Genomic DNA, 13,205 nt, shown 5'->3' on the forward strand with positions numbered 1-13,205 from the left:
ATGCAGGTCACGATGACCGTCAACGACGTCGAGGTCACCCGGGAGATCGAGGGCCGGCTGCTGCTGGTCCACTTCCTGCGGGACGTGCTCGGCCTGACCGGCACGCACTGGGGCTGCGACACCAGCAACTGCGGCACGTGTGTGGTCTGGCTGGACGGCGAGCCGGTGAAGTCGTGCACGGTGCTCGCCGCGATGGCCGGCGGCCACCAGGTGCGCACGGTCGAGGGCCTGGCCACGGGCGCCGAGCTCGACCCGATCCAGCAGGGCTTCATCCAGTGCCACGGCCTGCAGTGCGGCTTCTGCACGCCCGGGATGATGATGACCGCCCGGGCGCTGCTCAACACCAACCCGGACCCGTCCGAGGCGGAGATCCGCGAGGCGATCTCGGGCCAGATCTGCCGGTGTACGGGCTATGCCACCATCGTGCGCTCGGTCCGCTGGGCCGCCGTGGCTGCCGCCGCGGCCCGGGTCGCCGAGACCACCGAATCACGCGAAGCCGGCGAGATCGCGGACGCCGGCCAGCCCGCCGGGAGCGTCGCATGACGACCGTGCACGAGCGCGTGGACACCTTCCACGACAACGACCAGAAGCCGGTCGGACACGGCCGGATGCTGCGCAAGGAGGACCCGCGGTTCGTCCGCGGCCGCGGCCGGTACGTCGACGACATCCAGCTGCCCGGCATGCTGCATCTCGCCATTCTCCGGGCGCCGGTCGCGCACGCCCGGATCGTCGGCATCGACACGAGCGCCGCCGAGGCCTCGCCCGGGGTCAGGGCGGTCGTGACCGGGGCGATGCTGGCGCAGCAGGGCCTGGCCTGGATGCCGACCCTCTCCAACGACGTGCAGGCCGTGCTCGCCACCGACAAGGTGCGCTTCCAGGGCCAGGAGGTGGCGTTCGTCGTAGCCGAGGACCGGTACGCGGCGCGGGACGCGCTCGAGCTGATCGACGTCGAGTACGACATCCTCGAGCCGGTCATCGACGCCCGCCGCGCGCTGGAGCCGGGCGCCCCGCTGATCCGCGACGACCTCGAGGGCAAGGCGAACAACCACTGCTTCGACTGGGAGACCGGCGACGAGGCGGCCACCGCGGCCGTGTTCGCGCGCGCCGACGTCGTGGTCAGCCAGGACCTCGTCTATCCCCGGGTGCACCCGGCGCCGATGGAGACGTGCGGGGCGGTCGCCGACTTCGACGCGGTCGACGGCAAGCTGCGGCTCTGGTCCACCACCCAGGCACCGCACGCACACCGCACCCTCTACGCCATCGTGGCGGGCATTCCCGAGCACAAGATCCAGGTGATCTCGCCGGACATCGGCGGCGGGTTCGGCAACAAGGTGCCGATCTATCCCGGGTACGTCTGCGCGATCGTCGCCTCGATCGTCACCGGCAAGCCGGTGAAGTGGATGGAGGACCGCTCGGAGAACCTCATCAGCACCGGCTTCGCCCGCGACTACATCATGCGCGGCGAGATCGCAGCGACCAGGGACGGCCGGATCCTGGCCATCCGCACCGACGTGCTCGCCGACCACGGCGCGTTCAACGGCACCGCCGCGCCCGTGAAGTACCCGGCCGGCTTCTTCGGCGTGTTCACCGGCAGCTACGACATCGAGGCCGCCTACTGCAAGATGACCGCGGTCTACACCAACAAGGCGCCCGGCGGCGTCGCGTACGCCTGCTCGTTCCGGATCACCGAGGCCGTCTACCTGGTCGAGCGGATCGTCGACTGCCTCGCCGACGAGCTGGGCATGGACCCGGCCGAGCTGCGGCTGAGGAACTTCATCAGACCGGAGCAGTTCCCATACACGACGAAGACCGGCTGGGTGTACGACTCCGGCGACTACGAGCCCACCATGCGGCTGGCGATGGACATCGCCGGCTACGCCCAGTTGCGCCGCGAGGAGGAGGAGAAGCGGGCCCGGGGCGAGCTGATGGGCATCGGCATCTCGTTCTTCACCGAGGCCGTCGGCGCCGGGCCCCGCAAGGACATGGACATTCTCGGACTGGGTATGGCCGACGGCTGCGAGTTGCGCGTGCACCCGACCGGCAAGGCCGTGGTCCGGCTCAGCGTGCAGTCCCAGGGCCAGGGGCACGAGACGACGTTCGCGCAGATCGTCGCCGAGGAGATCGGGATCCCGCCGGCCGACATCGACGTGGTGCACGGCGACACCGACAACACGCCGTTCGGCCTCGGCACGTACGGCAGCCGCTCGACGCCCGTGTCGGGCGCGGCAGCGGCCCTGGTCGCCCGCAAGGTCCGCGACAAGGCCCGGATCATCGCCTCCGGCATGCTGGAGGTCTCGGTCGCCGACCTGGACTGGCAGAAGGGCGCGTTCCACGTCAAGGGCGACCCGGGCAAGTCCGTCACGATCCAGGACATCGCCATGCGCGCGCACGGCGCCGGCGAGCTGCCCGAGGGCGTCGAGGGCGGGCTCGAGGCGCAGATCTGCTACAACCCGTCGAACCTGACCTACCCGCACGGCGCGTACATCTGTGTGGTGGACGTCGATCCCGGCACCGCGCAGGTGAAGGTGCGGCGGTTCATCGCGGTCGACGACTGCGGCACCCGGATCAACCCGATGATCATCGAGGGGCAGGTGCACGGCGGCCTGACCGACGGGGTCGGCATGGCGCTGATGGAGATGATCGCATTCGACGAGGACGGCAACTGCCTCGGCGCGTCGCTGATGGACTACCTGATCCCGACGGCGCTCGAGGTGCCCGACTGGGAAACCGGCTTCACCGTCACCCCGTCGCCGCACCACCCGATCGGCGCGAAGGGCGTGGGTGAGTCGGCCACGGTCGGCTCGCCGCCAGCGATCGTCAACGCGGTCGTGGACGCCCTCAAACCCTTCGGCGTACGGCATGCCGACATGCCGTTGACGCCGTCGCGGGTCTGGGACGCGATGCGCGGTCAAGCGCGGCCGCCGATCTGAAGGGGCCAATCATGACGACGATCGCCGACCGCGCCCGCGAGCTGACCGTCTCGCGCGAGCCATTCGTGCACGCCACCGTGGTCCGCGCCCAGGAGCCGACGTCGGCGCAGCCGGGAGACGCCGCGGTGATCCTGTCGGACGGCTCGATCGAGGGCTTTGTCGGCGGGGTGTGCGCCGAGAGTTCGGTGCGGGCGGCCGCGCTCGACACCCTGCGGGACGGCAACACGCTGCTGCTGCGAGTGCTGCCGGACGGCACGGCGACGTTCCCCGAGACCCCGGGGGCGCGGGTCGTGGTCAACCCGTGCCACTCGGGCGGCGCGATCGAGATCTTCCTGCGGCCGGTGCTGCCCGCGCCCGTGCTGGGGCTGGCCGGCAGCACGCCGATCAGCGCCGCGGTGGCGACGCTGGCGGCGTTCCTCGACTTCGAGGTCTCCGTGTCCGGCGACTACGCGGGCGCGACCGCGGTCGTGGTGGCCGGGCTCGGCAAGGGCGAGCAGGACGCGATCCGGGCCGCGCTGGACGCCGGGGTGGGCTTCGTCGCGCTGGTCGCCAGCCGCAAGCGCGGCGCGGTCCTGCTCGACGAGTTGAAGCTGACCAACGCCGAACGGGCCCGCATCCACTCGCCGGCCGGGGTGGACATCGGGGCCCGTTCGCCGCAGGAGATCGCCCTGTCGATCATGGCTGAGGTGGTCCGGGCGATCAGGGTGGACGGGCTGGCCCCGTCCCCGAGCGCGCCCGCTGCGCGGCCGCAACAGGCCGTCGACCCGGTGTGCGGGATGACCGTGCTGGTCGGGCCGGAGACGCCGCACGCGCGGGTCGACGAGCGGGACTTGTGGTTCTGCTGCGCCGGCTGCCTCGCGAGCTTCACGGCGGCGTAGCCGTGTTCGTCACCGGCCTGGTGCTCGCCGCAGGGGCGTCCGTGCGCCTCGGCGAGGCCAAACAGTTGCTGCCGTACCGCGGGCGGACACTGCTCGACGCAACCCTGGAGCTGGCCCGCTCGTGCGGCTTCGATCAGCTGCTCGTGGGGCTGGGCGGCGCGGCAGACCTGGTCCGCGACCGGGTGGACCTGACCGGGGTCCAGGTCGTCGAAAACGCGGCGTTCAGCACCGGGTGCGGGTCGTCGATCAGCGCGGCGGTGAACGTGGTGGACCCGCGCGCCGACGGGCTCCTCCTGCTCCTCGGCGACCAGCCCGGCGTGCGTGCAGCCGACGTCCGGCGGGTCGCCTCGGTGGCCACCACGCTCGGCGTGTGTCGGTACTCCGACGGGCTGGGGCATCCGTTCCGGTTCGGCCGCGAGGTCTTTCCCGAGCTGCGCGGCCTGCACGGCGACAAGGCCGTCTGGAAGCTGCTGCACTCCGGCCGCCACCCGGTGACCGAGGTGCACGCCGACGGGCCGGTGCCGATCGACGTGGACACCCGCGCGGACTACGAGCGGCTGCTGGCGGGCGACGCGCGGTGAAAGATCCCCTGGCCGTCCGGCGCCGCCTCGACGCCGTCGACTACCTGGTCGACGACGGCATGGCGATGGCCCTGTTCCTGGCGCTGAAGCTCGGCAAGCCGCTGCTGCTCGAGGGCGAGCCCGGCGTCGGCAAGACCGCGGCTGCCAAGGCCCTGGCCCGGGCGCTGGACACGACGCTGATCCGGCTGCAGTGCTACGAGGGCCTGACCGCCGGCGAGGCGCTCTACGAGTGGAACTACCAACGGCAGCTGCTCGCGATCCGGCTCGCCGAGGCGCAGCACGCGAAACTCACCGACGCCGACCTGTTCAGTGCCGAGTTCCTCCAGGAACGGCCGATCCTGCGGGCCGTACGCCATCAGGGGCCGGTCCCGCCGGTGCTGCTGATCGACGAGATCGACCGCGCCGACGACGAGTTCGAGGCGCTGCTGTTCGAGTTCCTCGGCGAGGCCGGCATCACGATCCCCGAACTCGGCACGTTCACCGCGAGCACGCCGCCGGTCGTCGTGCTCACCTCCAATCGCAGCCGGGAGCTACACGACGCGCTGCGCCGCCGCTGCCTGTACCACTGGATCGACTTCCCGGAGCCGGGCCGGGCCGCCGAGATCGTCCGCCGGGCCGTGCCGGGTGCGGCCGAGCCGCTGATCCGCACGGCGACCGAGTTCATCGGCGGCGTACGCGACCTGGAGCTGGACAAGGCGCCCGGCATGGCCGAGACCATCGACTGGGTCGCCGCGCTGTCCGTGCTCGGCGCCACCGACCTCGCCGCCGGCGACGTCCTCCGGACCATCGGCACCATCGCCAAGACCCCCGACGACCGCGCCGCCGTCGCCGCCGCGCTCGGCACCTACCAGGAGCGTCAGCCATGAAGATCACCAACGAGTTCGCGGTCAACACCCCGATCGAGCGGGCCTGGGCGGTCCTCACCGACCTCGAAGGGATCGCGCCGTGCCTGCCGGGCGCCCAGCTGACCGGCGTAGACGGCGACGTCTACCGGGGCAAGGTGAAGGTCAAGGTCGGGCCGGTCATCTCCGAGTTCGCGGGCACCGCGCAGTTCGTCGAGAAGGACGACGCGCAGTACCGCGGGGTGATCGACGCGAAGGGCCGCGATGCCCGGTCGGCGGGCAACGCGGTCGCGCTGGTCGCCGCCCAGCTGCGGCGGGACGGCGACCGGACGCTGGTCAGCGTGGACACCGACCTGCGAATCTCGGGGAGGCTGGCCCAGTTCGGCGGCGGCATGATCAAGGAGGTATCGGGCAAGCTGCTGGCTCAGTTCGTCACCAACCTCGAGGCCAAGCTGGCGGCCGAGGCGACGGGCAGGGCGGCGCCGGCCGCCCAGCCGGCGGGCATCCCGGCCGCGTCCGCCGCCCGGCCCGCGCCCGTCGCGGTCGTATCCGCCGCGACCACGCACGACACCGCCGCCGTGGAGCCCACGCCCATCGAACCCCCGGCCGCCACCCTCGCCGAGCCCGCGGCCGAAGCTGAGGCGCTCGACCTGCTCAGCATTGCCGGTCGCTCGATCTCCAAGCGGCTCGTGCCGGTGCTCGCCGGCCTCGTCGCGGTCGGCGCGGTGATCGCCTGGCTGGTCGCGCGCCGGTGAGTTCCCCCATGCTGCGCGGGATCGACCGTGCCGCGTTCGCCGTGGCTCTCGCCGACCGGCTGCGGCACGCCGGCGTCCCCGCCGGGCTCACCGAGGTCGACGACTTCGTCCGGGCGCTCGCCGCCAGCCCACCCGTGGAGATGTCCACGCTCTACTGGACCGCCCGGATCAGCCTGGTCCGGCGGCACGCCCACCTCGCCGCGTTCGACCGCGTCTTCGCAGCCGTCTTCGCCTACGCGCCGCCGCTGCCGCTGACCCGGTCCGCGGCCCCGCCCGGCCGCCGCGACGACGTGCACGTGCCGGTGCCCGGGGACACCGACGACGCGGGCCCCGGCGGTGGGCTGCCGTGGGCGACGCTGCCACCGGCCGTCACCGAGGCGCGGGAGTCCGAAGCCGCGATGCGGCTGCCCGAGCGGCGCCCCAGCGCCCTCGCCGTGCTCGCCGACCGGCCGTTCGAGGAGCTCGACGGAGCGCAGGTCGCGCTGCTCGGTGACGCCCTGCGCGCGGCCGTCGCCGGCTGGCCGACCCGGCGCACCAGGCGGCACGCCATCGGCCCGGCCGGACGTCGGGTCGCGCTACGGCCGACGATCGCCCGGGCCCGCCGCACCGCGTGGGAACCCGTCGAGGTCGTCCGCGAGCGGCCGGTGCGGCGACCGCGCCGGGTCGTGCTGCTCTGTGACGTCAGCGAGTCGATGCGGGCGCAGGCGACCGCGTACCTACACCTGATGCGGGCGTTCGCGGTGGTCGCCGACGCGGAGGTGTTCGCGTTCGCGACGACGCTGACCCGGCTCACGGTCGCGCTGCGACACCCCTCGGGGGCCGTGGCGGACACGCAGGCCAGCGCGACGGTGACCGACCGGTTCGGCGGGACCCGGATCGCCACGAACCTGCGCGCCCTGCTGGCGTCCCATCACGGTGACGCCGTCCGCGGGGCGGTGGTGGTGATCGGCTCGGACGGCTGGGACAGCGACCCGCCCGGCGAACTCGCCGCCATGATGGCCCGGCTGCGCCGCCGCGCGTACCGGATCGTCTGGTTGAATCCGCGGGCCGGCGCCCCCGGCTTCGTCCCTCGGGTAGCGGGCATGGCCGCAGCGCTGCCCTACTGCGACCGGCTGCTGCCGGCCGGGACGTTCCGGGACCTGGTGGACGCCGCCAGTCAGCTCCACAGCGTCACGTGCACCGACGGCTTGAAGTGGCCCACGCTGACGCCCGCGCCGCGCATCATCGCCTGAATCGCCCGCGGCGTCGACGCGAACCGAGACAGCTCGGCCGCAGCCGACGGGCTGCCCGGGTTGGTGAGCACCAGCGAATGCCAGACGGCCTCGAACGTCGCGTGCGGCCCAGCCAGCAACAGGAGATGGCCCTTGCGGACGTCCGGCGCGACGGTGAACGACAGCGCCGGCGCGACGCCCTTGCCACGCTTCGCCTCCCCCAGCGCGGCCGCGTGGCTCTGGAAGATCTGCTGCCGGTCGTCGGCACGGCGAGCCGGCGCAGCATCGCCGGGACCGCGCCCAGGTCGGTGGCCGCCGACGGCCCGAGCAGCCAGGTCTGGTCGCGCAGCTGCCCCGGCGACGCCTGCACGCCGGCCAGCGGATGGTCCGGGCCGACGACGATCACGAGCCGGTAGTTCATCACCGGCCGGCAGGCGATCGCCGTGTCGACGACCGGCGGCTGCGGCCCGACTGCGATGTCCGCAGCCCGGGTCAGCAGCAGCGTCTCGAACGATCCCGGGTTGCGCACGCTCAGCTCGACATCGAGGTCGGCGGCGCGCTTCGCGAACAGCTCGATCAGCCCCGGCGCGGCGAGCTCGGCGAACAGGCTGGACGCGGCGACCCGCAGCAGCCGGCGGCCGCGTCCCGCGGCGCTCACCTCGAGCACCGTGCGGTCCTGCAGGCCCAGCAGCTCGGCCGCGCGACTGGCCAGCCGCAGCCCGCCAGGGGTAAACGCGAGCCCCGCCGCCTTCCGGGAGAACAGCTGGTCCCCGAACTCCTTGCGCAACTGTCCGATGTGCAGCGAGACGGCCGCCTCGGAGACCTCGAGCTGCGCAGCGGCCTGCTTGACGGATCCCAGCCGGACCACGGCGACATATGCGCGCAGCTGCGTCGGGGTCATCGGCGTCGACCCACTTCCCCGCCCCCGATCGAGTGATCCGGAGTTTCCTCGCAATGAACCTCGATCATCCCCGCTCAGCCGCCCCGCCGCCAGCACCAGTTCACCTCGCCGGCAGCTGCCCGACAGCCCGCGCCCGCGCGGCGAGCGCCTCACCGGCACGTCGGAGCGGGCGACGTCCGAGGCCGGCGACCCCTAGCGGTCCGGGCTGTCGGCGGGGGCCATGACGCGCAGCGCGTTGGGGTCCAGGCCGATCCGGATCGGCGTCTCGCCGTACGGCTCGCCGTCGACCTCGACGCGCGCCGGTCGGTCGGTCTCCAGCCAGAGTTGGCGGACGGCGAGGAACGGGTCCTCGCCGAGGGTACGGCGGTGCCCGGTCGCCGCGTTGCGGGCGGTGTCGCGCAGCAGCTCGCGGCGGGCCGGTCCGCCCACCGGGTACGCGACCAGGAGCCGGTCGTCGGCGTTCGCGTCCGCGGTGATCGGCCGGCCGGCGTGGAAGCCGCCGTTGGCCACGTACAGCTGGTGGGTGACGAACTCGTGCTCCCGCCCCTCGGCGCGGATGGTGGCGCGCAGCGGCCGGTGCCGGGCCAGCAGCGCCAGGGCGGTGAGCGGGTACGCGAGCCGGCCGGTGACCCGCTTGAGCCGCGGCGGCGCGGTGAGCATCACGTCGGCGGAGAGGCCGATGCCGACATGGTTGGTGAACCGCATGTCGCCGACGAGCCCGAGGTCGACGTCGATCACCTTGCCGTCCGTCAGGACCGCGACGGCCGCGTCCAGGTCGAGCGGGATGCCCACCGTACGGGCGAAGTTGTTGGTGGTGCCCAACGGCAGGAGGCCGAGGGCGATGTCACGGTGGGCGAGCAGGCGCGCGGCGGTGCCGATCGTGCCGTCGCCACCGCCCGCGACCAGGAGGTCCGGCCCGAGGTCGGCGGCTTCGACGAGGCTCTGCTCAAGCTCGTCGGGCCGGTCGACCGGGTACGTGGCGAGCAGGGTGAAGCCGGCCGCCGTCAGCCGCGACCGGGCGCCCTCGTAGAGCCGGCGGCCCCGGCGGGAGTGGGCGTTGACGACGAGCGCGGCACGCCGCTCCCGCCGGATGGCCGCGCCCAACTCCCGCTTCGTACGCACAGCACCAGACCCTACTGCCGGGAGGCACCCGCTCGCCGACGCACCGGTCCGGCGGGGCGGGGCTGGACGCCCGGTGGCGGCACCGGGACCTGCTGCTGGCTGGCGCGCCCGCGAAGAGAATTTCAACGAGATCTGCTGGTGATAAACTTTTCGGCATGGCAACGGCCCCCTGGCAGGCGGTGTCGGCCCTGGTCGACCAGGTACGACGGGCGCTTTTCGACTACGTGCGCAGCCAGGATCACCCGGTGACGCGGGACGAGGCCGCCGAGGCCCAGCACATCTCGCGCAACCTGGCGGCCTTCCACCTCGACAAGCTGGTCGGTGCCGGACTGCTGCAGGCTCGGTACGAGGCGCCGACCGACCAGCCGCGCGGCCGTGGCCGAACGCCGAAGGTGTACGAGGTGGCGCCGGGCTGCATCGCACTGACCATCCCGGCGCGCCGCTACGAACTGATCGGCGAGATCCTCGCCCAGGCCGTCGCCGAAGATCCCACCGACGCCAGGTCGGCGGCCCGACGCCTGGCCGCGCACCGGGGCGCGGCCATCGGTCGCCAGGTCGGCGGTGGCGGCCCGGTCGCGGCGGTGCTGGCCGAGCTCGGCTTCGAACCGGCCGGCGACGACGTGCTGATCCGGCTGCGGAACTGCCCCTTCCACGAACTCGCCGCCCGGCAGACCGAGCTGGTGTGCGGCCTGAACCAGGCCTTCATCGCCGGTCTGCTCGACGGGCTCGGCCGGACGGACCTCCACGCGCGGCTGGCCCCCAGCCCCGGCGCCTGCTGCGTACAGATCCATCCGGCCTGACCCGGGCCGCCGCCGCTTCCCGCTCAGCGGCACGCGCGCTCAGCTCAGCAGGTCGCCGAGTGGCATCCGCGGGTCGGAGAGCTTGGCCAGGTCGATGGCCCTGCCCCCGTGGCCGGCCCGCACCAGCGCCTGGATCTGGTCGGTCACGTCCCACACGTTGGCGTTCATCCCGGCCAGGACCCGACCGTCGGCGACCCAGAACGCCATGAACTCCGGCGCCCTGCCACCGACCACGGCTGGGTCGCCGCGGAACACCACCTGGTCGTAGCCGTCCGGGGCCACCCACCCCGAATACTCCATCCCCAGGTCGTACTGGTCTGAGAAGAAGTACGGCAGGCGCGCGTACTCGACCTGCTGGCCCAGCATGGACCGCGCCGCGGCCGGACCGCCGTTGAGCGCGTTCGCCCAGTGCTCCACCCGGATGTGCCGGCCCAGTATCGGGTGGTGGGCGTTGGCCACGTCACCCGCGGCGTAGATGTGCGGGTCGGAGGTGAGCAGCCGGGCGTCGGTGACGATGCCGTTCTCCACCTTCAGGCCCGCCTCCTCGGCCAACTGCACGTTGGGCTGGATGCCCACGCCGACGACGACGGTGTCGGCGGCCAGTTCGGTGCCGTCGGTCAGCAGCACCGAGGAGACCCGTCCGGTACCCCGCAGGTGTCGGACCCCGACGCCGAAGTGGAAGGCGACGCCGTGGCAGCGGTGCAGATCGGCGAAGACCCGGGCGACCTCGTCGCCGAGGACCCGCTGCAACGGCAGGTTGGCGGTTTCCACCACGGTCACGGCGGCGCCGTGCTGGCGGGCGGCGGCGGCGATCTCCAGGCCGATCCAGCCGGCACCGATCACCACCAGGTGGGCCTGGTCGGTGAGGGCTTCGGAGATCCGATCGGAGTCCGCCAAGGTGCGCAGGTACCACACGCCGTCGAGGTCGGCGCCGGGCACCTCGAGGCGACGGGGCGCCGAGCCGGGGGTGAGCAGCAGCTTGTCGTACCCGAGCCGTTCGCCGTCGTCGAGGACGACCTGGCGGGCGTCGCGGTCGATGCCGGTCACCCGGGTCGCGGTACGCAGCTCCACGTCGTTCGCCTCGTACCAGCCGGCGGCGTGCACGTAGACGTCGCGCCGCGGCGCGGTCCCCAGCAGCAGGCCCTTGGACAGCGGTGGTCGCTCGTAGGGCCGTTCGGGCTCCTCACCGAGCAGTATCACGCGCCCGCCGAAGCCCTCCTCGCGCAGCGTCTGGGCGGCCTTGGCGCCGGCAAGGCCGGCGCCGACGATGACGAAGTTTTCCATGCCGCGTCTCCGAATCGTGTCAGTGGGCTCCGGTGAGGGAGAAGAACTCGGCCCGGGAGCGGGCGTCGTCCCGCAGGGTCCCGAGCAGGGTGGAGGTCACGGTGGTGGCGCCGACGGCCCGCACGCCGCGCAACGTCATGCACATATGCTCCGCCTCGATGACGACACCGACGCCCTTGGGAGCCAGTTCGAGGGACAGCCAGTCCGCCACCTGCTTGGTCAGCCGCTCCTGCACCTGCGGGCGGTGGGCGAAGAGCTCCACGACGCGGGCGAGTTTGGACAGTCCGAGGATCCGGTCGCCCGGCAGGTAGCCGACATGCGCGACACCGACGAACGGCAACAGGTGGTGTTCACATACCGACCGGATCGGGATGGAGCGGGCCAGTACCAGTTCGTCGTAGCCCTCGTCGTTGGGGAAGGTGGTCAGGTCGAACGGCCGCGCGGTGAGCAGCTCGGCGTACGCCCGGGCCATCCGACCCGGCGTGTCACGCAGGCTTTCGGAGTCCAGGTCGATGCCGAGTGCGGCCAGAAACCCGGCGGCAGCCTGTTCGGCGGCGACCAGGTCGCGGGCTGGTTGCTGGTCGACTCGACGTGGGGCCGGTGCGATGGTCACGTCAGCCGCCCCCGAGCGCGGTGCGCAGGTTCCACGCCACATCCTCCATTTTCGCCAATGGTCCTTGCCGTTAATCATGATCCTGGACCATCGCGGCCAAAATTTCAATAGCGAACGCTAGTGAAATTCGGCCGCTCTGGCCCTGGTAAGCAGGATCGTCGGCGTAGCCGGAGGGTCCGCGCGTGGCCGGGTACGAGCTGTCCCCTGCCATCCTGGCGAACATCGGGTCGATCATTCGCCGGTCGATGTCCCGGTTGTCGCCAATGCGACCATCGGCAGTCCACTCGTCGGTGCTGATCTGGACCGCATCGAAGTCGCGCAGATCCACCCGCCGATCGGGTCGCTGGGCCGGTAGAGGTTGCGCCATGGCCAGCGCGGGCTGCCGCCATCGAGCACCTCACGACCTGCCGCCGCGGCTCACAGCGTGAGGTGAACTACCGCCTGCCCGCAGTCGGGGCAGGCGGTAGTGCTCCAAGGATTGCTCGGGTCACGCTCCGACCCGGCGGTTCACCGGATGAAGCAGCTGCCGGATGTCCTTTGACAGCTCGGATTCCAGGTCCTTGAGTTCTTCGGCGCTCACCGCCTCGCGCAGGGTGGTCAATACCGCGCGGGCTCCCTCTGCGGCCCGCTGGTCATCCATTCCCGCGCGCGCCCGTACCTCATTGAGGAACTCCACGAGATCGAGCCGTTCGGCGAAGTCCACTTCCTTGTGCAGGTACCCTCGGAACTCCTCGGGGAGCTGCGTGGCCAGGTCGCGGGCCTCGCCGCCACTGATCCGTTCCGCCAATGTCGTGAGCGTGGCTCGGATGACGTTCGCCGCCTCCGCCGCTGGCATTCCCGTCCGCTGTCCCACCGCTTCGAGAAACTCGGCGTAGTTCACGGGTTCTCCTTCCGGACCGTGCATCGCGTCCTCAACTTTGAGGCGACGAGCGCCGCTTACCCGAGCGATGTCCGGCAAAACGGCGCCTGCGGAGGCCGCGCGGCGCGGCCTTGCCGTCGGCGAAATCAGGCGGAGGCGGCCCGACCCATTTCGGCGAGGATCCCTGTGCCCTGACCCAGCTCGATCAGGTAGCCATCCGGATCCCGCAGGTAGCACCGGATCTCGACGCCGTGATCCTTCGGCTCGGTCAGGAACTCCCCGCCCCGCGACCGCCACTGCTCAGAGGGCATCCCGTCTAGGTGTGTATGGATGTGTCTGTTTCGGGGTGGTCATCGCGCCAGGATGGGGTCGATTCGTGGGTCAGTCGACGGCTCATGTTGTCGATCATGGCCCAGTGGATGTGGGCGC

General features: G+C 72.1%; 15 protein-coding genes. 8 read left to right on the forward strand and 7 right to left on the reverse strand.

The window, feature by feature from the left end:
- From SLP03_RS09845 to SLP03_RS09875, 7 genes are read left to right on the forward strand one after another with little or no spacing between them, the layout of a single operon-like run.
- The gene (locus SLP03_RS09845) at positions 1-543 is read left to right on the forward strand and encodes a (2Fe-2S)-binding protein (protein ID WP_319460229.1); all 543 of its coding nucleotides are present in this window, start codon (positions 1-3) and stop codon (positions 541-543) included.
- Positions 540-2,930, forward strand: a complete 2,391-nt coding sequence (locus SLP03_RS09850; protein WP_319460230.1) for an aerobic carbon-monoxide dehydrogenase large subunit — start codon at positions 540-542, stop codon at positions 2,928-2,930. Before SLP03_RS09845 ends, SLP03_RS09850 begins: the two co-directional genes overlap by 4 nt.
- A gap of 11 nt (positions 2,931-2,941) precedes the next feature.
- Positions 2,942-3,808, forward strand: coding sequence for an XdhC family protein (locus tag SLP03_RS09855; RefSeq protein ID WP_319460231.1), 867 nt, complete (start codon positions 2,942-2,944; stop codon positions 3,806-3,808).
- A gap of 2 nt (positions 3,809-3,810) precedes the next feature.
- Entirely contained in the window at positions 3,811-4,389 is a 579-nt protein-coding gene (locus SLP03_RS09860; RefSeq protein WP_319460232.1) for a nucleotidyltransferase family protein, read from the forward strand.
- Complete coding sequence (locus SLP03_RS09865) at positions 4,386-5,255, forward strand: MoxR family ATPase (RefSeq protein WP_319460233.1); 870 nt, start codon at positions 4,386-4,388, stop codon at positions 5,253-5,255. The genes SLP03_RS09860 and SLP03_RS09865 overlap by 4 nt, the downstream gene beginning before the upstream one ends.
- Complete coding sequence (locus SLP03_RS09870; protein ID WP_319460234.1) at positions 5,252-5,986, forward strand: SRPBCC family protein; 735 nt, start codon at positions 5,252-5,254, stop codon at positions 5,984-5,986. Before SLP03_RS09865 ends, SLP03_RS09870 begins: the two co-directional genes overlap by 4 nt.
- Positions 5,983-7,218 carry a vWA domain-containing protein gene (locus SLP03_RS09875; protein WP_319460235.1) on the forward strand — a complete coding sequence of 412 codons (1,236 nt, stop codon included), beginning with the start codon at positions 5,983-5,985 and terminating at the stop codon, positions 7,216-7,218. The genes SLP03_RS09870 and SLP03_RS09875 overlap by 4 nt, the downstream gene beginning before the upstream one ends.
- On the opposite strand, the gene SLP03_RS09880 is transcribed toward SLP03_RS09875, so the two are convergent.
- On the reverse strand, positions 7,208-8,098 hold the full coding sequence (locus tag SLP03_RS09880; RefSeq protein ID WP_319460236.1) for a LysR family transcriptional regulator: 891 nt from the start codon (positions 8,096-8,098) through the stop codon (positions 7,208-7,210). The genes SLP03_RS09875 and SLP03_RS09880 overlap by 11 nt on opposite strands.
- Before the next feature lie 192 nt (positions 8,099-8,290).
- On the reverse strand, positions 8,291-9,220 hold the full coding sequence (locus SLP03_RS09885) for a diacylglycerol/lipid kinase family protein (protein ID WP_319460237.1): 930 nt from the start codon (positions 9,218-9,220) through the stop codon (positions 8,291-8,293).
- 155 nt (positions 9,221-9,375) lie between these two features.
- Here SLP03_RS09885 and SLP03_RS09890 point away from each other — a divergent pair, with 155 nt between their 5' ends.
- Positions 9,376-10,020: a hypothetical protein gene (locus SLP03_RS09890; protein WP_319460238.1), complete on the forward strand. Its 645-nt coding sequence runs from the start codon at positions 9,376-9,378 to the stop codon at positions 10,018-10,020.
- 39 nt (positions 10,021-10,059) lie between these two features.
- On the opposite strand, the gene SLP03_RS09895 is transcribed toward SLP03_RS09890, so the two are convergent.
- From SLP03_RS09895 to SLP03_RS09915, 5 genes are all read right to left on the reverse strand, one after another.
- On the reverse strand, positions 10,060-11,304 hold the full coding sequence (locus SLP03_RS09895) for an NAD(P)/FAD-dependent oxidoreductase (RefSeq protein WP_319460239.1): 1,245 nt from the start codon (positions 11,302-11,304) through the stop codon (positions 10,060-10,062).
- 19 nt (positions 11,305-11,323) lie between these two features.
- Entirely contained in the window at positions 11,324-11,917 is a 594-nt protein-coding gene (gene folE, locus SLP03_RS09900; protein WP_319460240.1) for a GTP cyclohydrolase I FolE, read from the reverse strand.
- A gap of 70 nt (positions 11,918-11,987) precedes the next feature.
- The gene (locus tag SLP03_RS09905) at positions 11,988-12,245 is read right to left on the reverse strand and encodes a hypothetical protein (RefSeq protein ID WP_319460241.1); all 258 of its coding nucleotides are present in this window, start codon (positions 12,243-12,245) and stop codon (positions 11,988-11,990) included.
- 159 nt (positions 12,246-12,404) lie between these two features.
- Entirely contained in the window at positions 12,405-12,797 is a 393-nt protein-coding gene (locus SLP03_RS09910) for a DUF2267 domain-containing protein (protein ID WP_319460242.1), read from the reverse strand.
- 125 nt (positions 12,798-12,922) lie between these two features.
- Positions 12,923-13,087 carry a VOC family protein gene (locus tag SLP03_RS09915; protein ID WP_319460243.1) on the reverse strand — a complete coding sequence of 55 codons (165 nt, stop codon included), beginning with the start codon at positions 13,085-13,087 and terminating at the stop codon, positions 12,923-12,925.
- Between the last annotated feature and the right edge of the window lie 118 nt (positions 13,088-13,205).

It is taken from the genome of Micromonospora sp. RTP1Z1 (assembly GCF_033804685.1).
Lineage (GTDB): Bacteria > Actinomycetota > Actinomycetes > Mycobacteriales > Micromonosporaceae > Micromonospora.

Excerpts from the sequence above, each read along its gene's own strand:
- SLP03_RS09895 (WP_319460239.1), bottom strand. The coding sequence starts at position 11,304 with ATGGAAAACTTCGTCATCGTCGGCGCCGGCCTTGCCGGCGCCAAGGCC.
- SLP03_RS09890 (WP_319460238.1), top strand. The coding sequence starts at position 9,376 with ATGGCAACGGCCCCCTGGCAGGCGGTGTCGGCCCTGGTCGACCAGGTA.
- SLP03_RS09845 (WP_319460229.1), top strand. The coding sequence starts at position 1 with ATGCAGGTCACGATGACCGTCAACGACGTCGAGGTCACCCGGGAGATC.
- SLP03_RS09855 (WP_319460231.1), top strand. The coding sequence starts at position 2,942 with ATGACGACGATCGCCGACCGCGCCCGCGAGCTGACCGTCTCGCGCGAG.
- SLP03_RS09850 (WP_319460230.1), top strand. The coding sequence starts at position 540 with ATGACGACCGTGCACGAGCGCGTGGACACCTTCCACGACAACGACCAG.
- SLP03_RS09870 (WP_319460234.1), top strand. The coding sequence starts at position 5,252 with ATGAAGATCACCAACGAGTTCGCGGTCAACACCCCGATCGAGCGGGCC.
- SLP03_RS09880 (WP_319460236.1), bottom strand. The coding sequence starts at position 8,098 with ATGACCCCGACGCAGCTGCGCGCATATGTCGCCGTGGTCCGGCTGGGA.
- SLP03_RS09915 (WP_319460243.1), bottom strand. The coding sequence starts at position 13,087 with ATGCCCTCTGAGCAGTGGCGGTCGCGGGGCGGGGAGTTCCTGACCGAG.